Source organism: Cyclobacterium xiamenense (assembly GCF_042140265.1).
In the GTDB taxonomy this organism is placed as follows: Bacteria; Bacteroidota; Bacteroidia; order Cytophagales; family Cyclobacteriaceae; genus Cyclobacterium; species Cyclobacterium xiamenense_A.
In genome coordinates, this window is the sequence record NZ_CP159481.1 from 4,712,420 (window position 1) to 4,734,326 (window position 21,907).

The window sequence follows — 21,907 nt, forward strand, 5'->3', positions numbered from 1 at the left end:
AAAATTCAGCCCATGCAAATTATTGCCTTGTTTATTGTCTAAAAATAAGCAAACTCAAACGGAATATTTCTGACAACGAATGCTAGAAGATTGACCATCAAACCCTTGATTCTTTCTCCATTAATGGCTCAATACTGACATCTCTCCGGCTAGGGGGGTCATCATCTTTCGCTTAATTTCCGTTTCGTCCGTTTCGTTTGCCAGTACAAACATCATCTTGGTGATCGCTGCCTCCGTGGTAATGTCTCCACCACTCAACACCCCCATACGTTTGAGGTCGGTACTGGTCTGGTAACGGCCCTGTATCACCCGCCCTCCGTTGCACTGAGAGACGTTGAATACCAGCAACCCCCTGTCCACCGCCTGTTCCATGGTTTGAATAAACCAATCCTCGCTGGGACTGTTGCCAGAACCGTAGGTCTCCAGTACGATACCTTTCAGCCCTTCGATCCCCAGGCAATGTTCGATAACGTTTTTGGTGATTCCCGGGAAAAGTTTCAGTACCATCACTTGATTGTCAAGCCTGTTCAGGTATTTGAGCTTTTTCCCTTCTTCGTAAGGGCGGATCGAAGCGTAGTTGTAATCGATGACTATGCCCGATTCCGCCAGCGGCGGATAGTTTTCGGATTCAAACGCATCAAAATGGACACTTTGCACTTTCTTCGCACGGTTTCCCCGCAGGAGCATGTGATTGAAAAAAATGCATACTTCCGGTACAATTGGTTTACCGTTGGCTTTCGAGATTGCAATTTCAAGGGAGGTCATTAGATTTTCCCGGGCATCCGACCGCATCGCACTGATGGGCAACTGTGCTCCTGTAAAAATCACCGGTTTGTTAAGTCCGGCTAGCATGTAGCTGAGCATGGAAGCGCTGTATGCCATGGTATCCGTCCCATGCAGTACCACAAACCCATCGTACGTATCGTAGTTCTCGTAGATGATGTAGGCCATATCCACCCAGTGCTGAAGGTTGATATTGGAAGAATCAATGGGTTCGGGAAACGAAATGACCGTAATACTGATATTCAGGTTGTTCAGGTTGGGGATTTTTTCCAGGATTTTCCCGAAATTAAACGGTACCAGCGCACCCTTTTCGTCATAAGCCATTCCCAGCGTTCCTCCCGTATATATGATCAAAACTGCGTATTCGATCTCTGTGCGGGCGGCAGTGTTTAACCGGACTATTTTATAATTCATCGAATGGCTGTTTGAAGACGGTCAATGCATTTTTGCTGGTCACCGCGGCTACTTCCTCCACTGAGGTATTGGCAAAGCCGGCCATTTTTTCGGCGATATATGGAATGTATTCGGGTGAATTCCGCTTTCCACGAAACGGGACCGGTGCCAGGTAAGGGCTATCGGTTTCCAGCACCAGCCGCTCCAATCCCAATGCGGCGACGACCTCACCCAACCCGCTATTCTTGTAGGTCAGCGTGCCGCCCATCCCCAAATAAAAGCCCATATCGATGATTTGCCTCGCCTGAGCAATATTGCCCGAAAAACAATGAAATATGCCGGAAAGGCCTTCCTCGTGCGTAGATCGAAGGAGGTCGATGGTTTCGTCCAGGGAATTTCTACAATGCAAAACCAAGGGGAGGCTTTTCTCTTTCGCCCATAGAATGTGCCTGCGCAACGACTCCTGTTGTTGCTCAAAATAGGTCTTGTCCCAGTACAGATCAATGCCCGTCTCCCCCACTGCTACAAAGTGGTGCCTGCCCCACCATTCTTCCATTTTGGTCAGCTTCTCTTCAAAGTCCTCCCCCACATCGCAGGGGTGCAAACCGAGCATCGGAAAACAAATACCCTCAAAATCATCCGCAATCTGCATCATTCCCGGAATGGACTCCAGGTCAATATTGGGCATAAAAAACTTCGCCACACCACTTTCCCTGGCCCTCCTGATCACATCGTATCGGTCGGAATCGAATTTTTTGCTGTAAAGATGAGCGTGCGTCTCTATAAATTTCATCGGTAATTGCGGTTTTTCCATTGGATGGCTCCGGGCCAAAAATAATACAATACAGTGGACCAGCTTACAATCCAGTTATAAATTTCAAAGCAAATTAGATCGAGAAATCTCGTTTTGGTTTCCGTTTTTGCGGCAAAGGTCCCGATAAAAAGCGACTGGACCAAAATTTTGATGCACCAACCGATTCCTGCCTGTAACGGGACGTAATACATCGCTACCATCAGTGCCAGATAAAACCCCACTTGCAGGCCCAATAGCAATTGCCAATACCAGGGCAAGAGGAATGCACCACGCATCCACCGTTTACGCTGCTTCATCAGGTTAGTAAAACCCAACTCGGGTAAGGTACTAACCAGTACCGCTTTGTTTACCAGTTGAATGGGGCGATATCCGATGCCCTGCACCGCACGTGCCAGGGCGAGGTCTTCCGTTACGGCACCTGTCAGAGGCAAAAAGCCCCCTGCCTTCCGATAAGCGCTCTCCGCCATCGCCATATTATTGCCCATGGCCGTCAGGTTATATCCCCAATCGGCCACCACTTTCACTTTGCCCAGGGTAAGCCACCAGTCCAGCGCCTGCATGCGTGCAAACCAGGAATTTCCAGAGATCCTCGTAATCCCCGTCACTAAACCGAATTCCTTCCGATAGGTTTTTGCCATACAGGCCGCCCAGCCAGGCGGGACGCGGCAATCCGCATCGGTAAAAAGCATGAATTCTCCTTTTCTTACCTGAGCGGCCATCTCAGCCAATGCAAGGGCTTTACCATTTTCCCCAGGTGCCGGCCGGCGGCCAAGCGGAATCACTTGCCTGTTGGTGCCCTTAGCTGCCCAGTTGGCGAGGATGGCACCCGTCTCGTCACTGCTGTGGTCGTCGGCCAATAAATAACGAATCCTGTCGGTCGGGTACGCTAAGCCTTCCAGCGCATGCAGGCAATCGGGCAGGTTCTCTGCCTCGTTGCGACAAGGGAGCAAAATACAGATCATTGGCAGCGAATCAGTCGGATCTGCCGGGTATGCTCGAAAAAATCGTTTCAGGCGTAACCAAAGTAAGAGGTATTGGAGCGTAACCAGGGACAATATGAGTAGCGCCACTTGCCCCACCTCCTACAATAATTGGGTCGTGTAGCCGCTGCCGGCTAAATAGTCCAGGTATCCGGGCAACATGCTTTTAAGAAAATGGCGTGATTTTTCCTGGTCGTGAAACAATACGATGGAGCCATTTCTGGTCGTTTCCCGTAACTTTCGCAGGGAGCGGTTGGGAGACATGCCGGGCACAAAATCCCATGAAATCAGGTCCCACAAGACTATCTCGTAATCTTTTTTTAAAACGTTCTTCTGTCTGCAACTGATACTGCCGTAGGGCGGCCGAAACAGGGTGGGACGTGCGCCTGTCTTTTCACGGATGATTTCCCTGCAGTTTTCGACATCCTGCAGGTACCGGGCGGCACTGGTTTTTGCCCCTCTTAGGTGGTGGTAGGTATGGTTTCCGATGCCGTGCCCCGCTTCCCCTACTTGTCGGGCCAGATCGTGGGACCTGCTTACGTTGTCTCCGACCATAAAGAACGTAGCCTTCATCCGGCGCTTGTCCAGCGCTTCGAGCACAAAGTCGGTAACCCCCGCCACCGGACCATCGTCAAAGGTAAGAAACACGTTCCTTTGATCCCTCGCCCGGTGCCAGGTAAAGTCACTGAACACCCGCTGCGCTATGTCTGGAATCTTAAAGGGCCGCATCTCCGTTGAATTGAAGGCTTAGCAAGGTGAGGTCATCCCTCCTTCCTACCCCCTCGGAAAAGGCATCCAGTTCGGTGAAGAAGCCTGCATGAAATTGTTCGGGGGTTGCACAGGGGTTGTTACGGATGTACTGCAGAAAGTTTTCCTCCCCGTACTCTTCTTCCCTGGGGTTAAGGGTTTCGGTCAGGCCATCCGTGTACAGGTGCAGAACAAAGCTGTGCAAGCCATTGCGCCCTCCCTGTTCCAGAAAAGGCAGGGATTCGAAAGCCCCCAAAATGGTGGTACCTGCCTCCAGCACTTCTATCTGCTGCCCCTGCTCGGTACAAAGCACCGGCGGGTTGTGCCCGGCATTGATGTAACGGAGTCGTCCGTCCGAATAGCTGTAATGTCCGAGAAAAAAAGTGATGAATCGTTCTCCATTGGTATTTTCAAAAATGGTAGAGTTTAACTGCTGGACAATGGTCACCAAATCCGACCCGCTTCGCAACAAGGTTCGCAAGGCAGCCTGAAAGTTAGACATCAGCAGCGAAGCGGGCATTCCTTTACCTGATACATCCGCTACACAAAAATAAACGTCATTTTTGCTGGGCTGAATCAAATCATAGTAATCCCCCCCGACCGTACTATGGGGGAAATAGGTCACCTTCGCTTTTAATCGGTGATTGGATGGCAGGCTTGCCGGAAAAAGCATGCGCTGCACGTTGCTGGCGATTTCCATTTCCTTCCGCAAGCGCTCCTGTTCCAATTGCTTTCGCGAAAAACGTTTGTTCTCCAATGCCACTACCAGGATGTTGGTAAGCGCTTGAGTAAAATCCAGGTCCAGCCCTTTCTCTTTGTCCTTGGTATTCAAAAAAAGAATGGCCAGCATTTTTTCCTTGTGGTAAACGGGTACATAAATATTTACCTCCGAGAAAGAATACTCCTGTGCAAGGCTCAAACTAAGTTTGCCGAGGTGTTTGTTTTCCTGTACATCTGCTTTTGGGATGTGCTCGGGTAACTTCCCCTTCACCTGGTGAGAAATCCTCCGTTCAAAAAACTGCTCCTGCTCGTTGAATACATACAATAACAAAGACTTGATGTTGAGGTGTACCAGACAGGTGAACTTAAAAATATTTAGCAATACATTTTCTGTCTTGTTTTCGTTAATGGCCTGTGTAATTTCCAACAGGGCCTTTAATTCCAATTCTTTTCGTTGGTACTTTAGCGTCTCGGTGGTCATGTCAGAGGGTATTGTGTCTCAAAAGCCCTTGTTTGGTAGCCAGGTAATGCAGCTCTTTGCCGCTCTCATTCAACGCAGGCGGGGTGAATAACTCTTCCTCCGGGCTCGAGTAGCACTTAATCCATGCTTTTTTCAGCAGCAGGTCCAGGGTGACCAACAGCCGCTCGTCCTCCCAACCCAGCTTCTTTTTCAGGTAATCGTACGATTGAAGAAAATACAATTCGTCCAGCAGGTCAAATTCGTCGTCGGTCATTTTATGCGCCCATTGGTTAGGTGGAATGACAAAAATAAGGGATTGATTAGTTTTTCCTTCCTTTCCAGGTATATTTTCCTGAAATCGCCCGGGGAAAGGTCAGGGCTACCAGCAAGGGGTACAACCAACCGGCCAGAAACAAGTCCAGGTTGCGCACCGGCTTACCGAAGTACCGAAGAAACCGACCCAAGGCCCGCCTTTCCAGGAAGAATTTTAGCGCGCAATACAGCACGGTCCAGCCGAGAAATGGCCATTGCAGCAAGGAAAGCAGGAGTACCGCCAATTGGCATAGGCTGGCAACTACTAAAAAACCGGCCGACGCGGCGTGCCCCCCATCCCGGTGGGCATTCCATTTGCTGGCCCATCGGCTACGCTGAGCAATCCAGGCATTTACCCCCGGCAGGTGTCGGGTTGTTACCAGCGATTCCGGTGCGGCGCTGTACCGCAAGGCAGACGCGCCGAATTCGGCACGTATTTTTTTCATTAGAAACTCGTCGTCTCCCGTCAGGAGGTGTTCATTTCCTTCGTACCCGGAAACCCGGTGGAAAGCTGCGCGGCGGAAGGCCAGGTTGGCAGCACTGCACATCAGCGGATTTCCCATGAAAAACGATACGGCCGTTATCAGTCCGATACTCGCCCATTCGATGGGCTGAAACCGGCCAAAGACTCCAGGTCCCTCGGTGGCGATTACCGGGCCCGCCACCAATTGCACCTCGGAATGCTTAAATAAAGCCGACATGGACCGAACCCAGGTTGGCGGGACCTGTACGTCCGCATCGGTAGTCAGGATCAGGGCGGTAGTACTCCGTGCGATACCCGTACGCAAAGCGGCCTTTTTTCCCACTCCTTCACTACGGATACACAGCCAATCCCCCATAACCCGCTTGCTGATAAAGGACTGTACCAGAGCTTCTCCTCCATCTTCACTTTGGTCATCGATGAAAATGACCGGCAGGCCATTGGGAAGCTGCCGGGCCAGGTGGGGAAGCAACCGCCGAAGGTTTGGGAGTTCGTTTCGGAAAGGAACCAGTACCGTACAATCCGGTCGTTGGTTTTCTGGTCCTAATTCAGACGGAGGTAGACGCTTCCAGGTAAAAGCAAGAAAAAACAGGCCTGCCAGGTAGCTTGAAAGGATCAAAATTACTACGGCAGCGATAAGTAAACCCATGTCTTGCTTTGAAAGAATTATCGTAAATTGCACCGATGGGTAAAGAAGCGAAAAATCAGCAAAAGGAAAAAATAATTTTAGGCATCGATCCGGGGACCACGGTGATGGGCTACGGGCTATTGCTGGTAACAGGCAATAGCTACTCGGTTCTTCAATTTGGCGTCATTCATTTGAAAAAGTACAGCGATCATGCCTTGAAGCTGAAGAAAATATTCGATAAAATAAGCGGCATTTTGGAGGAATTTTCTCCGGACGCCGTGGCGCTCGAAGCCCCCTTTTATGGGCAAAACGTCCAGTCCATGCTCAAACTGGGAAGGGCACAGGGAGTGGCGATGGCGGCCGCACTGGCCAAAGAAATAGCCATAACCGAGTACTCGCCAAAGAAGGTCAAACAATCGGTCACAGGAAACGGCAACGCCTCCAAGGAGCAAGTGGCAGAAATGCTTAAAACCCTTCTCAACCTTCGGGAACTTCCCCAATTGCTCGATGCAACGGATGCTCTGGCCGTGGCACTCTGCCACCACTTTCACGAGGGTCGGATCCAAACACGGGGAAGAAACGCCGGCTGGAAATCCTTCCTTAGCGAAAACCCCGACCGGGTGAAAAAATAATCACCTAACTATTCCGATTTCAATCAGTAATTGGTACATTGACTCCTATCGATGTAAATGGAATGCTCATGAAACGAAAGGAATTGGATTGTGAAAATTGTTATGCCAAGTTTGTCGAACAACTCAATGACTTACGGGACCTGATACAGGAAGGCAAACGTCGCGGCATGGACGACCGAACTCGGGCTGACATTGTAAGGTCCTTTGAAAAAGCCCATGACGCGGCCCTGGAAACCATCGCTGCCTATTTTAGAAAACAAGGGAAACCTCCCTTTTCCGGGTCCCGTGATGCCACAGTGGAAGCCTTCCATGCGAATCTGATCGACGATGGACAGGGATGGCTGGACATGATTATCTGTCGTATCAAATACAATCCCCTCTATCCCGGGGATTACCTCGGTTCCCTGAGCGAGAACATTGTAAAAAAATACATCGATTTTCTGGAAGGATTTGAACGAGTCATGGAAAAAGACCTGGAACGGTAAACCAAATGAGAAAAAAATTTTGGTTCGGCTGTCGCACTTTTACAATTCATTGCGTCTCAGGGAAAAGCATTTGATTGAGATGCCTCCAAAAAACCTTTTCAAATCAATTCCCAATGGCCATGAAAACACAGGTACAAAAAAAAGTCAAACGCAGCCTTCCGGTCTTATTCTCGGTCCTGCTGCTCGTGTTCTTCCCTTCTTGCGAAGACCAATTGGAATCCAGCTACACCTATCAAACGCAGGTGCCTGTGTTCCTTCAGGTGAATACCTTCCGTGAAGCAGACATCATCATCGAACCACCCAAGCCACTGGATAATCCCGGTAAAATCTACATTTTCGGGGACTACCTCTTTGTATCCGAGCCGGGAAAAGGCATTCACATCTTGGACAATACCGATCCTGCCAGCCCCCGTAATTTGAATTTTATCAATATACCCGGAACGGGAGATCTGGCTATCAACGATCACATATTGTATGCCGATAACTACGTGGACCTGCTGGCCTTTGATATATCCGATCCGCAAGATATTAAACTGGTAAAACGGGAGGAGGATGTGTTTCCCAACCTGTATTCCAACGAGGAGACCGGTACGATCATTACCTTCAAGGATACCCTGATCACTTCTACCGATCCCAACATGATGTGGTCCAGCTGGGGGCGGCCAGCTATCCGAACGGACTTCCTGGCCTTTGAGTCCATGGCGTTTGCAAGTAGCGATGCGAGCAGAACTGGCGGACAAAATTACGGGCAAGGTGGATCCATGGCTCGCTTCACCTTATTGTCGGGTCATTTGTACACGGTAGACGATTACGACCTTCGCGTCTTCAATGTGGAAGACCCCACCGACCCACACTACCTGAAAAACATCAACCTGGGTTGGGGCATTGAAACCATCTTTCCATTTAAAGGAAACCTTTTTATCGGTTCCATGACGGGCATGCATATTTACGATGCGAGCAATCCCTCCGACCCGAAGAAAATGGCAGTATACGAACACGTTACCTCCTGCGATCCGGTGGTAGTCAACGATACCCATGCCTTTGTCACCCTTCGGAGCGGGGCGATGTGCCGCATGGGTGTGGATGAACTGCATGTGCTGGACATCACCGACCTGTACAAACCGCGGTTGATTAAATCCTACCCGATGGATAATCCACATGGGCTGGGTCTTTTGGGAGATTATTTGTACCTTGCAGAAGGTGAACACGGTCTGAAGAGTTTTAACGTAGCGGATGTGTTGGATATCACCAACAACCAATTGGAGCATCTGGATGATTTTTCCGCCATAGACATCATCCCCGGACCCAAATCCCTGATCGTGATTGGCCCGGATGGTGTTTGTCAGTTTGACTATTCCGATCCGGAAAAGCTGAAAAAATTAAGCTGTATCAATGTGTCTTTTCGTTAAATGAAAGTCATTTATATCATTTTTGCAGCAACCCTCTATTTGGCCTGTCCTTTTAACAGCTGGGGACAGGCCTTACCTTTTACCCATCATTCTGAGGTGGGCGTTCTGAGCGGGAGAGACGATTTCGGAAACCGAACCAATTTTACCTTCCAAACCTTTAATGGTTTTAAGCTTTCTGAAAGGCATGCGTTTGGATTCTTGACCGGCCTGGATCAATACGGCGCCCTTTCTGTGGTGCCAGTGGCCATGAGCTGGCGGACCCTGGTCAATCCACAAGATACCTGGCAGGTATACGGGGCCCTTGATTTGGGCTACGGGTCTACCATCCTGGAGCCAACGGTGGTTACCGAATGGGACGAACACCGCTGGCAGGACGGAGGATTCATGGGGCAGGGCAGCATTGGGCTACGCCTACAAACGAAACGGTCCAATTTCTGGACAATCAGCCTGTCCTATAAACGGCAAATCTACCACCTCACCACGGCCAATCCCATGGTCCCGATGCCCAATCCCAGTCGCCCGGAAGACTGGATCTATTATGCAAGGGATAAAATCACCTTCAATAACGTGGTGTACCGGTTGGGGTATTGGTTTTGAAAATTGACAAAAGCAACAAGAAGCCCCGCAAATGATCGGGGCTTCTTGTATTCGTTGATGCTATTTTTTTTTTATTTTTCGTGTAGAGTGTTGATTTTTGAGCGGCCTCCCGGCGAATCAATTCCCGAAACAAATAAGGTATTTCTCTTGCCGGGTCCGGCTGAACAACTGTAGGAAAAAAGTTTTTTTTTGAAAAAGCAGCGGTATGCCATTCCAAATCGATATTTGGCGGGGTTTTTCCGCTGATGACTGCGATACCAGCAAGAAGATACAACGTATTCAATCCAGTGCCGATCCTATTGATCCATGCGATCGGTGTATCAATCGTTATGTTCACCACAAATCTGCATTGCTTGTCAGGGATTTTCCTGGCCTTTTCGGCTGCGGGCGTTGACACTACTAGGGCTTGAATTAATGGCTGTCCCTATGCCTACTCTTCCGGGCAGCTTTTTCATCCCGGCGAAGAAACCGCTCCCCAGGGTTTGGCAAATCGCATTCCTCCCTTCGGTCGGGATTATCCCCTTATTTCCCGACGCATAAATAAATAATACGAAGCAGCAAAACACATCGTAGTGGCAGCAATCAGGCCACTGACCTGCGGCCACACGATCATCAGACTGTCTCGCAAGGGAAGTGGTGAGGGGATGGCACCGGCCATTTGTTCCATCGTAATCGGTCCCAGGCTCCTAACCGAAGGCATCAGTAAGGTAGTCGTCGCATCGGTAAAAAGCTGAATGGGCGAGAGGCGCAACAGGCTTAAAACCTGTCGGTTGTACCGAATCACATCCGATTCCGAAAATTCATTGGCGGCCGGAACAATCAGGTCAATGATGATTTGGTAGAATACGGTAAAAAACAGCCAAATGCCAATTGCCGTCAGCGCGGAGGTGGAAGCCTGTTTGAAAACGATCGACAATAAAATAGAAAGACCCAACCAAAATCCCACGTACACGGTGCAAAGGATGGTAAATCCAACAATTCGAAACACCTCCTCTGCTTCGACGAGTACGCCGGTGATCAAAATGCCACCACCGATCATCAGTAAAGAGAGTGTCAGCAGTAAGCTTCCAACCAACGTCAGCGCACTGACAAATTTTGACAAAAGCAAATTATCCCGATAGATCGGCTGCGCCATGATGCGGGTCAATGTCCCATTTTGTTGTTCAGAATTGATCGCATCAAAGCCGAGACTGATTCCCACGATGGGGCCCAGAAAATTCAGAAAGACATGGAACGGTGGTAACGTGCCCTCGGTAGTGGTAAGCAACTTCAAATACAGGAACAGGCGATCCGGGTCCTTTGCATTGCTCACTACCTCGCGTATGTTGCTCATGGCCACCGATATACTACCCCAAAAGGTCAAAAGTATGAGTAGGAGCAGCACCAAAAATCGCCAGCTACGAATATGACCCGAAATTTCTTTTCGTACCATCACCCAAAAGGGATGTTGGCGGGTTTCTCTCGTTGTAGAAGAATGACTTTCAAATAGATCCCTGATTGCTTTCATTGCTCTTCTTTTACGTTAGATTTTTCTCAAAATACCTTTCGTAAATTTCCTCCAATCCATACTCCTTTTTCTGGACACCGGAAACATCGTAACCTTTGTGTACAAAAAACCGAACAATGTCGGGGGTCAGGTCCTTGCTGCTTATCACCTCGATTAGCTGCTCTTGTACCCGTACTTGTTGCACCGCTTCCAGTTGAAGCATTTCCTCCTCATCCTTCCAGGGCAGATCGATGGCATTTTCCAAATTGACATGGACCTCGTAGGATTTTTCAGCAAAAATCCGATTCGAAAGTGTATCAATGGTACCTTCAGCGAGCAGTTCTCCCTTTACAAAAATCCCTACCCGATCACAAACTTGCTGCACCTGGTGCAGATGATGGGAGGAAAGCAATACCGTTAGTCCCTTCTCACGGCTCAGGCGCAAAATAAGGCCCAGAAATTCCTTCACGCCACTGGGGTCAATACCCAGTGTCGGTTCATCCAGGATAATGACCTCCGGATCTTTGATAAGCACTTCTGCCAAGCCCAGACGCTGCTTCATTCCCCTGGAATACGCAGCCGTCTTTTTATGAATGGCCTCTCCGGACAGTCCTACCAGCTCCAGGGTAGCAAGGGCTCGTTGTTCCACTTCAGTGCGTGGAATCCCATTTAGTTCTCCCACGTACATCAGGTTTTCAAGGGCCGTCATGGTATCGTAAAAACCAACACTATCCGGCATATAACCCACAAGGCGCTTGACAGATAGCGGGTCTTTGGATGCATTAAATCCGCAAACGCGAGCCGTGCCGGAGCTGGGTTCCGTCAGTCCCATCAACATGAGTATGGTCGTTGTCTTTCCGGCACCGTTGGGGCCCAATAATCCAAATATTTCCCCCTTGTTTACCGTAAGATCCAATTCATTCACCGCTTTGAAGTCTCCATAACTTTTTGTCAGGTGCTTCAATTGTATGATTGGGTTCTCCATAACACATTTATCTCCTTCCAAACTTTCGGATGAGGTAAAATACAAAACCGATCGCTAGCAAAATCACCAATATGCCCACCCATCCGGAAAGCATAGAGGTTTTGACCGTCATTCTAAAAGTTGCTGTGCTGGTGCTCGGTGTATTTTTGGCAGTAAACTTACTGACATAATCCCCGGCCAACGTCTTGTCGGGAACGGACAATGTGGCGATCACATCCTTGGTCTCTCCCGGATTCAGCTGTTGAATTTCAGACGGAGAAAAGGTAGCCTGCCAATTGGGTGGTGTCTGAGATGAAAAAGTAATGTCGTTCAAGGCCAATGAACCCATATTTTTGACCTGAAGGAGGATTTCTGCCTTTTCTCCCTCCGTGATTTCGCCACTCAGACGGCCCGTGGGAGTCGTGAGCTCCAATTCATAGGATCCTTCTACTACTGCCTCTAGCGCAAGGGTGAGTGTCTTATTGGCTGCGCGGGCCTGCACGGATACCGGATACTTGGCAGGCGCTGCCCCATAGGCGGGTCGTATTTCGATGGTAAGGCTTTCTGTACGCCCTCCTTCCACGTTTAGCGAGGTGATCTGACTACCCCTGGCCTTGAATACCACCCGCCACCCCTCGGGCATTTCTGCACTTAGTTGGTATACCCGCGCTTCATCGGAGTTATTCGTAAGTGTGGCCTGATAGCGGAAAGTTTCGTTGACAGGTGCTTCGATATTGAGCAAACTTGCTGTAAACGAGGACCCGTCCTCAAATTCCTGTGCCGCCGCCCGGAAGGGAGACAGGATCAGGAAAGCAATAACCATTAATGCAGAAAAACAATCCATGCTCCATCTGGAGCCCTTTGTGTTAAAATTACCTTCTAAGTTCATATAAATAAGTGAAATTTATAGATTAAACTAATACCATTAAAATCTACCCTATTTACCTTGAGATAACTTCAAGAATTGCGCTGGCAAGTTTATGTGAGAAGCAGAATTTACACAAGACCCAAATCGAGAAATTAACATTTTTTAACAAATACCGAAAGGCCCGACTCCCAGACTACCGAATGCTCCCTGCCTGCACAAATGCGGTTGTGGAGCCGAATACCCAATTATCGCAAGTACCCATCATCGAAAGGCGCCATCCCGAGCAAAAAGGGCTTCGACAGGCGCAAGCTGCCGGGAAAGGAAGCTAATCCGGGTCAGGAACGCAAGTCCGCCCTGGAATACGAAATGCAAACCGGTCGCACAGCCTGACCCATCAAACTACAGCGGGTGAGAGGAATGATGCGAACATCTGTATTCAAAAAAACTCGCCCTCAGCGCGCGTTGGAAAGAAGCCAGCCTTTCATCGCCCTGCCATTGGATCATCTCTCGAAATCAAGGAAAATAAAAGCCACTGGGTCCTCTTCCTGCGGGCAATTGATCTACCCGTTCACCGGCTGAATTAACCCGCAACACCGATCCGTTTCCCTGCCATCCGGCATGTTCTCCCACATACAGGGTTTGCGTCGCCTCATGGTATCCCAATCCGTAGAAATTATTTCCAGAAAAAAACCGCTCTTCCAAAACTGTTCCCGTATTCAGGGACAACATCACTACCACATCTTCATTGGCCTGGTTGCTAATGACAAATAATACGCCCGTATCGGAAAGGGCAAAATTCCCATTGTAGATGCTATTTTCAACGCCAAAGCTATGTACTTCTTCCAGCTCAAATGTCACCGGGTTCAGCCGATTTAGGTAGACGCTTGTTGCATCACGGGCATATACATAGGTGCGATTTTCGTAATCAAAGAAATAAAAAGGCGTGCCGCTTACGGGTACGGACTTTTCCAGGGTTTCTGTTTCGGGATTAATGACCGAAATCAGCTGTTGCTGCTGGCAAGCTACCAAAATACGCCCCCCACGGATAGCCATGCCCTCGGGCCTGGAGGAAATAGCGATTTTCATGCGAACCGGTCCGCCCTCCAGGCCGTCTACCACGGCGATAAATGAATCCGGATTGTTCCAGTTTTCGTCGTATTCGCCCCAATCGCTAATAAATAATTTCCCCTCTGTAGCCACTAGGGACCTGGAATTGACCAGGTCTCCATTTATCGCACCGACACTCACGAAATCCGCGGCCCGTACGATTTCCACCTTTCCTGTGTTGGCTACCAGGTAATAGTAAGGCCCGAAGGAGCGCATGTTTTGGATCAGCCCGGCAAAGGGCCGCGCATTGGCCCTTTTAAAAATAGAAGATTCCATCGCTGCACGTTCGGTATCGTAATGGTAAATCTCCCCGTCATTGGCACCGAATGCTCCTTCATTGATCACCAAGACTCCTTCGCCATACGCACCTCGCGGAAGGTCTACCGGATCCGTCGTGCAACATGCCAGCAAGGCGAAAAACAGATTGCCAAAGACTACCTTCACATTTTTCATAAATCTAATTGTATCGTGAGTTGAAAATTTCTTCCGGGCATGGACCGTAGCTGTAGTACCTGATAGTCGGTATTCCACAGATTACGAACCTCTAGCCCAACTGTCCCGCTGACCGATTCTTTCCAGGAAAACGTTTGGGAAATCCCCGCTCCCCAAAGCGTGTAGGCCGGAAGCGCGGTTCGGTTATCGGAGGTAACAAAGCGTTGCCCGGTGTATTGTCCCGACGCAAATCCGGAAAACCGGCCTTTTGTAAGGGTCCAGCGCAGCTGTAATTTATGGCGGGGAACGTATGGCAGCTGTTTGCCCAGGTCCTCCTCATTTCCCGTTGCTACGCTCCGGTTACTGGTACGAGTCCAGGCATAATCCGCCTCCCAGGCCAGGCCCCATGCTCCTTTCATCAGCTTCCACTCCATGAAATACTCCAGGCCCTTGCTTACTACCTTCCGGACATTTTTTGGTGTCCAGAACGACGCCTCAGGAAGCCAGATAATCCAATTATCCACGCTCATGTGAAAAAGGGAAATGCGATTGCTAAACTCCAAGTGATGGTCGGCGAAATGCTGGCTCAGTCCCAATTCCTTGCTCCAGCTTTGCTCAGACGCCAGGTCTGGATTTCCCCCGGGCATCCAAAAACGGTCGTTTAAGGTGGGCACCTTAAACCCTTTGGATGCATTTGCCGAGACCTCCCATTGCTGAACCGGACCGGAAAGAAACGTCCAGGAAACCCCTAGTCCGGGCGTAAAGGGAACGGACTGCCCTTCGTGCACCAATTGTCTCAATTGCAGGGAAAATCCCAGATTGTCCAGAGGCTTGTAATTGGTTGCCTGATACAGCTCAATCCGCTGTTCGGAATGGGAATAGGTGGATAAATCCCCCTGAATACGACTATACCGGACTCCGGACCGACTTTGCCAATGCTTCGAGGGTTTCCAGTCTAGCTCTACTGCGAGCAAGGCCTGCCGCGTGAGGTTGAGCGCTCCATTGAATTCCATGCGGTCGTGCACGACTCCTGTCTTGATGTTCCAGGTCGTTTTCGAACCCTTTCTGATGTAATCCACCACTGCCCGGAGATTTACACCCTTTTGCGTATCTCTACCTACAGAACCCAAGACGGGTTGAATCTCCCGCTGGATTTCCCCCAGCCAGAGGGAGGCTTGTAATACCTGGGCTTTTCCCAGGTCGGCACGGATGTCCTGGATCCAGCCCTGTTGCTGCACTTCCGCATGGTCCTGGTACCGAACCGGGGTATCGGGGCTGGCCCAATCCCTATAGGGAAAGTGGTTCGACAGCACGTTTCGATACAGGCTGGTGCGAAAAGAAATGGATTGAATACGCTGCTGATGACGGATTTCCTGCCCCCAGTTACCGAAACTTCCCAGCCGGCTCCTGACACGGGTACGCCGCTCCTGGTCCGGCGATAGCGAAGTGGTGAGATGAACGGCCCCTCCGATGGCATCCGTCCCGTAAAGCGCACCGGCACTTCCGTAATGGATGTCCACCTGGTCCAGGCCAGCCATCGGAAAAACGGAATAATCGGCCTGACCCAGGGAAGGGCTATTGACCGGGAGTCCGTTCCAGAACAACGCGTTATGACCAGCGGAGGTCCCTCGCATGCTTAGGGAAGCACTCATTCCCGATCCATAGGTGCGGATAAAAAGTCCGGTCCGATCCTGAAGAAGATCTCCCAACGATCCGCCTGCAGGCCCCGCTGCGTCTGAAAGATCCAGGCTCCGAATCCGCTGACCATAGGCGTAGGTACTCATCGGTACCGCAGCTACCTCCACAGGATCCAAATCGACCGTATCCTGAGCCAGGTCCTGGCCAAACGCCCCCATAGGCAGTAGGAGCCATACTATTACCAGAAAAAGACTACTTCGTTTGTCTGCTGCCATGATACCATCGGTTGTTTCCCATCCGGACAGAAACGACAAGAAAAAGCAGATGTATCCGTTGGACAGACCAATAGCGAGCCGTACGTGTAAAATGACTTCACGCCCGCCAGCGACGGCTAGAAATAACAACCAATACAAATCTTCTTCTCGGCCCTTCTCCCGAAAGCGTTGAATGCGACAAAAAATGGCAGGTCTCCTGACTTCCCTTGGTTGTTCCGCCTTCTCGTCCCTGTAAAAGGACAATGGCTGAGGATGGAAAACCACTGCCGCCAAAATCTGGCTGCAGAAGTGGGTTACAGTTGCGGGGACAGCTCCGGATTTTCACCGGATTCCCTATTAATCCCGAGAGCCTGGTACAGGTTCGGGAACCATTAATCGAGGCAAACTTACGGGAAAATCCGCGTTCAAAAAATTTTTACCAGAAATTAGCTGTTGGAATTGGGGGGTACAATGGTTTACTTTGGCATCAAATGTAATACAAAAATGCAGCGATCGTACCCGGGAATTCACTTGTACCTAGCCATAAACCTGCTATTGTTGGCTGGCTTTTCCTGCGGAGAAAAAGCAAAGCGTTCGGAAGCATCCTCCGTTTCGGAAAGCAATAAAATACCCATGACCTATGCGCAGGGATTTTCCCTGTACAAAACGGCAAGAGGGTATACATTGAGAACACATTTCGAACCGGGACTGGATCAATGGTATGAAATCCGAACCTCTGCTACCTCAGACTCCCTGCCATTACCGAAAGGTAGCCAACCCATTTTCGCAGACAGTAAGAAACTCGTGCTCACGGCAACCACCCAAATTCCACACCTTACCTATCTGGGTGCCGAAAACCGCTTGCTGGCATTTCCAAATTTGGACCTTATTTCTTCCCCACCGGTTCGCAAACGAATCGCCGCAGGACAGGTCATCGAATTGGGAACCGGGCCATCTCCGGACCTGGAAAAAATCATTGCAGTCGATCCAGGCTGGGTAATGGTATCTGGATTTGGAGATGTGGAAAAACTCACCGAAAAACTAAAGGCAGCAAGCATTCCTGTTGTGGTGAACGGGGAATTTTTGGAACCGCATCCCCTGGGAAGGGCGGAATGGATCAAAGCGACGGGTGCCCTATTGGGCGAACTGGAGGCTGCGGACAGTATCTTTTCACGAATAGAGACCGGATACCTGGCTGCCCGGACACAGGCTGCCAGCAAAAAGGGAGGAAACCGGCCATCCGTAGTATCCGGAACCTTGTACAAAGACATTTGGTATGCTCCGGGAAAGGACAGTTGGGTAGCCCAACTGGTTCGGGATGCCGGAGGAGCCTATGTCTTCGATCACCTCAAAGGCCACGGTAGCCTCGCCCTCAATTACGAATTCGTGCTCGATCATGCACGTGAAGCGAGCTATTGGATTGGCGCGGCAGATTTCGTGTCCTTGGATGAAATGGGAAACACCAACCCAAAATACCGGGATTTCAGGGCCTTTTCCAAGGGCCAAGTATACACCTACACGCGAAACCGTGGCGAAACAGGTGGACTGATGTATTTTGAGGAGGGCTACCTCCGTCCGGATTGGGTACTTTGGGACCTGATCAAAATCCTGCATCCGGAGAAGGCCATGGATCGTGATTTTCACTATTTCCAACGCCTCCATGAATAGCGCGTTTCCCCCCGACTGGCGATCCTGCTCTTTCTCTGTGCCGGGTTATGGCTGATTAACCTGAGCCTTGGCAGCGTAGACATTCCATTGAACGAGCTGCTCCGGCGTCTGGGAGGCATCCCGTTTACAAAGAGCAGCTGGGAAATCATCGTCGTGGACTACCGGCTGCCAAAATCCCTCACGGCAATGCTTGCCGGGGTCGGTCTGAGTCTAAGCGGCTTACAGATGCAGACTTTTTTCAGAAATCCGCTGGCCGGACCTTACGTATTGGGCATTAGCTCGGGAGCCGGACTGGGCGTGGCCTTACTGACCATGGCGGGAACCGCTTTTGGCTGGCACCTGCTGGGCAATTCCGGGGGGTATTGGTCGGTGATTCTGGCTGCAAGTGGGGGCGCAATCGCCGTCTTGGTACTTATGGGTCTGGCGGCCTGGAAGGTAAAAGATAGCATGACCCTGTTAATCGTCGGACTCATGTTTGGCAGTGCGGCCTCCTCGGCGATCACCCTTTTGGCCTTTTTCAGTGCGGCCGAGGAGTTGAAAGAGTTTACCATTTGGTCCATGGGTAATTTGGGTAATACCGGGTGGAAAGACCTTGCGTTTCTTTCAGGAGCCGTATTCTTGGGATTGGTACCGGCTATTAGTTCGACCAAAGCCTACAATGCCATGCTTTTAGGCGAGGCTTATGCGGTCAGCATGGGCATCAACTTCCAAAAACTGCGTTGGGTAATGATCCTCAGTACCGGCATACTTACCGGGAGCATTACGGCATTTTGCGGACCCGTAGCCTTCATCGGAATCGCTGTACCGCACCTGGCCAGGCTTCTATTCCGGACTCAAAACCACGCCATCCTGTTTCCGGCTGCAGCAAGCTTGGGAGTCTTGATTCTGCTTGCCTGCGATACCATCAGCCAACTGCCCGGCATGGCCAGCAGCTTGCCTCTGAATGCCGTTACCACAGCCTTTGGTGCACCGTTGATTATTTGGCTGATCATGAAACGGAGTTTCAGTGAGGAGTTTTAACTTTACGAGAATGGAGCAGGCAACCAAAACGAGTACCGAAAATCCACCCTTATTAAAGGCCAGGGATTTGGAATTGGGCTACCGCATGGGTACGCAGGTACATCGGGTAGCCTATCCGGTAAGCTTTGACCTGTACCGGGGAGAGCTTACCTGCCTGATGGGGCCGAATGGGGTGGGTAAATCCACCCTGCTAAAGGCCATCATGCATCAGCACCCTCCCTTGCAGGGGGAGGTGTGGCTGGAGAACATCGCTACTGCGCAGCTTGGAGAAAAGGAGCGGGCAAAAAAAATCGCCGTGGTACTGACCGAAAAAATCCCAACCGGTATGATGACGGTCCGGGATTTGGTAGCATTGGGCAGGATTCCGTACACAGGCTGGTGGGGCAAGCTAAGTCCACCGGACCAGGAAAAAATCGCCGAAGTGATGGAATGGACTTCTATCAGCCACCTCGCAGCAAAACGGATATCGGCGCTCAGTGACGGACAGCGGCAAACCGCCCTGATCGCACGGGCCCTGGCCCAGGACAGCCCCGTCATGATCCTGGACGAACCTACGGCTCACCTGGACCTCAGCAACCGGTTTGAAATCATGTACTTATTGCGTGACCTGGCAAGAAAAGCGTCCAAAGCCATTCTGGTCGTCACCCACGATTTGGAAGTAGCGCTCGAAACGGCAGATAGAATTTGGCTGATGAACGAAAACCAGCCCCTGTTGACCGGCAGCCCGGAAGACTTGATGGTGAATGGCGGCATACAGCGACTCGTCCCCGGGGCCAAATGGCAGGTAGACACCATTTCCGGAAAAATTGTTCGGGCCACGATTCCCCTTGCGTGCCCCATCGAAGGGCCCGAAAACCTGGCTTACTGGGTAAGAAATGCACTGCGGAAAAACCCAAACCTTGTGCTTCCGGATTCCATCCATCTCAGCAGTTCCCCTTTCGAAATAAGGGCAACCTTTGCCAAAAAAAACTACCTCTTTGGACGTATTTCTGAACTGATTGGCTTCTTGCAACACCGGCCGGAAAAGGATATTCATTTTTAACACAAAATTCTTTCCTTAGGTAACTTCTCGACCCATTCCCGCAAAAAAACTAGTCTGTGAGTACTGCTACCGTCGTTTTCTGGCAGCCCTACCTGAGCGCCTTCCCGTAGGTGGACTCTCGCATGCTTTATGATCATTCCTTCCTGCGTCACTTGCGTTCTGGGCGATTTCGCGTCACTAGTATCACCTTCTAATTTATCGAATTCCTGGGAAAACTACCGTCTGACTTGTAAAAACGGGATCAAATTCTTTCCACTTTTGACAGTTGCTGCCGGTCAAACATCCATCCATCGATGCTTTTACCACTGAAAATCCCGGTCCTGATTGTTTCAATCCTAAACATGCGTTTGAATTTCTACGGCGAACTCCTACCCACTTTGCTTCACACACAAAAAAATAAAAAAAACCGAAGCTAAACCAAGGTATCGAACGATTCAGGGACTAGGAAAGCCAAGGGATTTCTATAGCCCACCGGGCAGGGGCGGGTAGGCAGGAGTGAGCCGGGAGGTACTTGATGCAGTTTTGACTCCTTGCAAAGTCCGCGGCCGGTAAGTAGGCCCTAAGCAAATACTCCCCGGGGCAGTACTAGAGGCTCTTGATGGCCCCACCGTCGATGGGTATACTGGCTCCGGTAATATAGGCCGCCATGGGGGAAGCCAGGAAGGCAAGAAGGTAGCCGTATTCTTTGGGATCCCCAAATCTACCTGCGGGGATGCTGGCTTTCCGTGCTTCCAACAGCGCGTCGATCGTGTCGCCGGAAGCCTGGGCCTGCTTTTGAGTCAACTCCCGAATGCGTTCGGTATCAAATGCGCCGGTAAGGATGGAATTTACCGTAACTCCGTCGGAGGCCACTGCGTCTGCCAGGCTCTTCGCCCAACTGACCACAGCCGTACGGATGCTGTTGGACAGAACCAGATTGGGTAGGGGCTCCTTTACCGAAACCGAGGAAACATTCAGGATACGACCGTATCCCCGGGAACGCATGCCCGGCACCAGCAGTTGGGTCAGGTGATGGTAGGTTTTAAACAGCAGATCGAAGGCTTCCTGAAAGTCCTCGGTTGTTTTCTCATTGACTGTACCGGCTTTCGGACCGTTGGTATTGTTAACAAGGATATCAACTTTTTTACCGCTAAAAAAACTTTCCGTGAGCTGCCTGAACCCGATAAAATCCAGGTAGTCAACCTGCAGATAATCGTGTTGTTGGCCAGCATCGGAAGATAAGGATGCCAAAGCCTCGTTCAATGAATGTTCGTTTCGGGCCATTAGCGTAACCGTTGCACCGGAGGCGGCCAGTTGCCGTGCGGCGGCCAATCCCAGTCCCCGCGTGGCTCCTCCTACTACCGCCCGGTAGCCCCTGAGATCAATGATCATTTCTTGGTTTTTTTATAGGTAACACATTCGCTTCCGGAAAATAGGCCTTTCCAAAGAAATAGGCAAGCTTAAAAAGGGCTCATTCCATTATTTGATAAAACCTATTATTATTATAGGGTTTGTTGGGAGAAGTAGCGAAATATTGATTATATTTGCCCCACTAACTATTGGCATGACATACGAGCAATTTAGCAGGTACTCCTTTTTGTTGGACAGGACGGCGCGAAAGGTCAAGCAATACGCCCAACAAAAGTTTAAGTTGAACGCATTTGACATCACGGTGGACCAATGGTTGGTCATGAAAAACCTGGAGGAAAACGACCGGCTTAGCCAGACGGAATTGGCCCATTTGGTATTCAAGGATCAGCCAACGCTGACGCGCATTGTGGACCTCCTCTGCAAAAAAGGGTACGTGGAGCGAATTCCTCACCCTCAGGATCGCAGAAGCTACCGGCTGCATTTAACGAGCAGCGGGAAGGAAAAAGTGGCGGAATTGAAGCCGCAAATTGCCCTGATTCGTCAAAAGGCATGGGAGAACCTAACCGAAAAGGATTTTGAGGAATTCAAGCGGATACTGAATACGATCTACGGCAACCTGGCAGAATAAACTGCCGGA

General features: G+C 50.3%; 21 protein-coding genes and 1 riboswitch. Of the genes, 8 read left to right on the top strand and 13 right to left on the bottom strand.

Annotated elements, in window-relative coordinates; all coding sequences use genetic code 11:
• Window positions 1–120 precede the first annotated feature (120 nt).
• The 7 genes from ABWH99_RS19145 to ABWH99_RS19175 all read right to left on the bottom strand — a co-directional run bounded on the left by ABWH99_RS19145 (window position 121) and on the right by ABWH99_RS19175 (window position 6,339).
• Complete coding sequence (locus ABWH99_RS19145) at window positions 121–1,197, bottom strand: asparaginase (protein WP_375583417.1); 1,077 nt, start codon at window positions 1,195–1,197, stop codon at window positions 121–123.
• Window positions 1,187–1,969: a TatD family hydrolase gene (locus tag ABWH99_RS19150; protein WP_375583418.1), complete on the bottom strand. Its 783-nt coding sequence runs from the start codon at window positions 1,967–1,969 to the stop codon at window positions 1,187–1,189. Before ABWH99_RS19150 ends, ABWH99_RS19145 begins: the two co-directional genes overlap by 11 nt.
• Complete coding sequence (locus ABWH99_RS19155) at window positions 1,966–2,952, bottom strand: glycosyltransferase (protein WP_375583419.1); 987 nt, start codon at window positions 2,950–2,952, stop codon at window positions 1,966–1,968. The genes ABWH99_RS19150 and ABWH99_RS19155 overlap by 4 nt, the downstream gene beginning before the upstream one ends.
• A gap of 120 nt (window positions 2,953–3,072) precedes the next feature.
• The gene (locus ABWH99_RS19160; RefSeq protein ID WP_375583420.1) at window positions 3,073–3,699 is read right to left on the bottom strand and encodes a polysaccharide deacetylase family protein; all 627 of its coding nucleotides are present in this window, start codon (window positions 3,697–3,699) and stop codon (window positions 3,073–3,075) included.
• Entirely contained in the window at window positions 3,686–4,918 is a 1,233-nt protein-coding gene (locus tag ABWH99_RS19165) for a SpoIIE family protein phosphatase (RefSeq protein WP_375583421.1), read from the bottom strand. Before ABWH99_RS19165 ends, ABWH99_RS19160 begins: the two co-directional genes overlap by 14 nt.
• A gap of 1 nt (window position 4,919) precedes the next feature.
• Window positions 4,920–5,171: a hypothetical protein gene (locus tag ABWH99_RS19170; RefSeq protein ID WP_375583422.1), complete on the bottom strand. Its 252-nt coding sequence runs from the start codon at window positions 5,169–5,171 to the stop codon at window positions 4,920–4,922.
• Between the two features lie 46 nt (window positions 5,172–5,217).
• Window positions 5,218–6,339, bottom strand: a complete 1,122-nt coding sequence (locus tag ABWH99_RS19175) for a glycosyltransferase (protein WP_375583423.1) — start codon at window positions 6,337–6,339, stop codon at window positions 5,218–5,220.
• Between the two features lie 35 nt (window positions 6,340–6,374).
• Here ABWH99_RS19175 and ruvC point away from each other — a divergent pair, with 35 nt between their 5' ends.
• The 4 genes from ruvC (at window position 6,375) to ABWH99_RS19195 (ending at window position 9,441) form a co-directional block, all read left to right on the top strand.
• Window positions 6,375–6,950, top strand: a complete 576-nt coding sequence (gene ruvC, locus ABWH99_RS19180; RefSeq protein WP_375583424.1) for a crossover junction endodeoxyribonuclease RuvC — start codon at window positions 6,375–6,377, stop codon at window positions 6,948–6,950.
• A gap of 68 nt (window positions 6,951–7,018) precedes the next feature.
• A complete protein-coding gene (locus ABWH99_RS19185) occupies window positions 7,019–7,435 on the top strand; it encodes a nucleotidyltransferase substrate binding protein (RefSeq protein ID WP_375583425.1) in 417 nt (138 codons plus the stop codon).
• 119 nt (window positions 7,436–7,554) lie between these two features.
• Complete coding sequence (locus ABWH99_RS19190) at window positions 7,555–8,844, top strand: LVIVD repeat-containing protein (protein ID WP_375583426.1); 1,290 nt, start codon at window positions 7,555–7,557, stop codon at window positions 8,842–8,844.
• Window positions 8,845–9,441, top strand: coding sequence for a hypothetical protein (locus ABWH99_RS19195; protein ID WP_375583427.1), 597 nt, complete (start codon window positions 8,845–8,847; stop codon window positions 9,439–9,441).
• Between the two features lie 514 nt (window positions 9,442–9,955).
• On the opposite strand, the gene ABWH99_RS19200 is transcribed toward ABWH99_RS19195, so the two are convergent.
• From ABWH99_RS19200 to ABWH99_RS19220, 5 genes are all read right to left on the bottom strand, one after another.
• Window positions 9,956–10,948: an ABC transporter permease gene (locus ABWH99_RS19200; protein WP_375583428.1), complete on the bottom strand. Its 993-nt coding sequence runs from the start codon at window positions 10,946–10,948 to the stop codon at window positions 9,956–9,958.
• Between the two features lie 10 nt (window positions 10,949–10,958).
• Entirely contained in the window at window positions 10,959–11,912 is a 954-nt protein-coding gene (locus ABWH99_RS19205) for an ABC transporter ATP-binding protein (protein ID WP_375583429.1), read from the bottom strand.
• Window positions 11,913–11,919: 7 nt separating this feature from the next.
• Window positions 11,920–12,780 (bottom strand): NEW3 domain-containing protein, encoded by an 861-nt coding sequence (locus tag ABWH99_RS19210; RefSeq protein ID WP_375583430.1) that lies wholly within the window; start codon window positions 12,778–12,780, stop codon window positions 11,920–11,922.
• Window positions 12,781–13,272: 492 nt separating this feature from the next.
• Window positions 13,273–14,319, bottom strand: coding sequence for a YncE family protein (locus tag ABWH99_RS19215; RefSeq protein WP_375583431.1), 1,047 nt, complete (start codon window positions 14,317–14,319; stop codon window positions 13,273–13,275).
• A complete protein-coding gene (locus ABWH99_RS19220) occupies window positions 14,316–16,211 on the bottom strand; it encodes a TonB-dependent receptor plug domain-containing protein (RefSeq protein ID WP_375583432.1) in 1,896 nt (631 codons plus the stop codon). Before ABWH99_RS19220 ends, ABWH99_RS19215 begins: the two co-directional genes overlap by 4 nt.
• Window positions 16,212–16,379: 168 nt before the next feature.
• Window positions 16,380–16,599: riboswitch (cobalamin riboswitch) on the bottom strand.
• Between the two features lie 95 nt (window positions 16,600–16,694).
• Between ABWH99_RS19220 and ABWH99_RS19225 the strand changes: the two genes are divergently transcribed.
• Genes ABWH99_RS19225 through ABWH99_RS19235 form a run of 3 tightly spaced genes read left to right on the top strand, consistent with a single transcriptional unit; the run spans window position 16,695 to window position 19,920 of the window.
• Window positions 16,695–17,858 carry an ABC transporter substrate-binding protein gene (locus ABWH99_RS19225; RefSeq protein WP_375583433.1) on the top strand — a complete coding sequence of 388 codons (1,164 nt, stop codon included), beginning with the start codon at window positions 16,695–16,697 and terminating at the stop codon, window positions 17,856–17,858.
• A 15-nt stretch (window positions 17,859–17,873) separates the two neighbouring features.
• A complete protein-coding gene (locus ABWH99_RS19230) occupies window positions 17,874–18,878 on the top strand; it encodes an iron chelate uptake ABC transporter family permease subunit (protein ID WP_375586600.1) in 1,005 nt (334 codons plus the stop codon).
• 10 nt (window positions 18,879–18,888) lie between these two features.
• The gene (locus ABWH99_RS19235; protein ID WP_375583434.1) at window positions 18,889–19,920 is read left to right on the top strand and encodes an ABC transporter ATP-binding protein; all 1,032 of its coding nucleotides are present in this window, start codon (window positions 18,889–18,891) and stop codon (window positions 19,918–19,920) included.
• Between the two features lie 585 nt (window positions 19,921–20,505).
• On the opposite strand, the gene ABWH99_RS19240 is transcribed toward ABWH99_RS19235, so the two are convergent.
• Window positions 20,506–21,291 (bottom strand): SDR family oxidoreductase, encoded by a 786-nt coding sequence (locus ABWH99_RS19240; protein WP_375583435.1) that lies wholly within the window; start codon window positions 21,289–21,291, stop codon window positions 20,506–20,508.
• A gap of 172 nt (window positions 21,292–21,463) precedes the next feature.
• On the opposite strand from ABWH99_RS19240, the gene ABWH99_RS19245 reads away from it, so the two are divergent.
• Complete coding sequence (locus tag ABWH99_RS19245) at window positions 21,464–21,898, top strand: MarR family winged helix-turn-helix transcriptional regulator (RefSeq protein ID WP_375583436.1); 435 nt, start codon at window positions 21,464–21,466, stop codon at window positions 21,896–21,898.
• Window positions 21,899–21,907 lie beyond the last annotated feature (9 nt).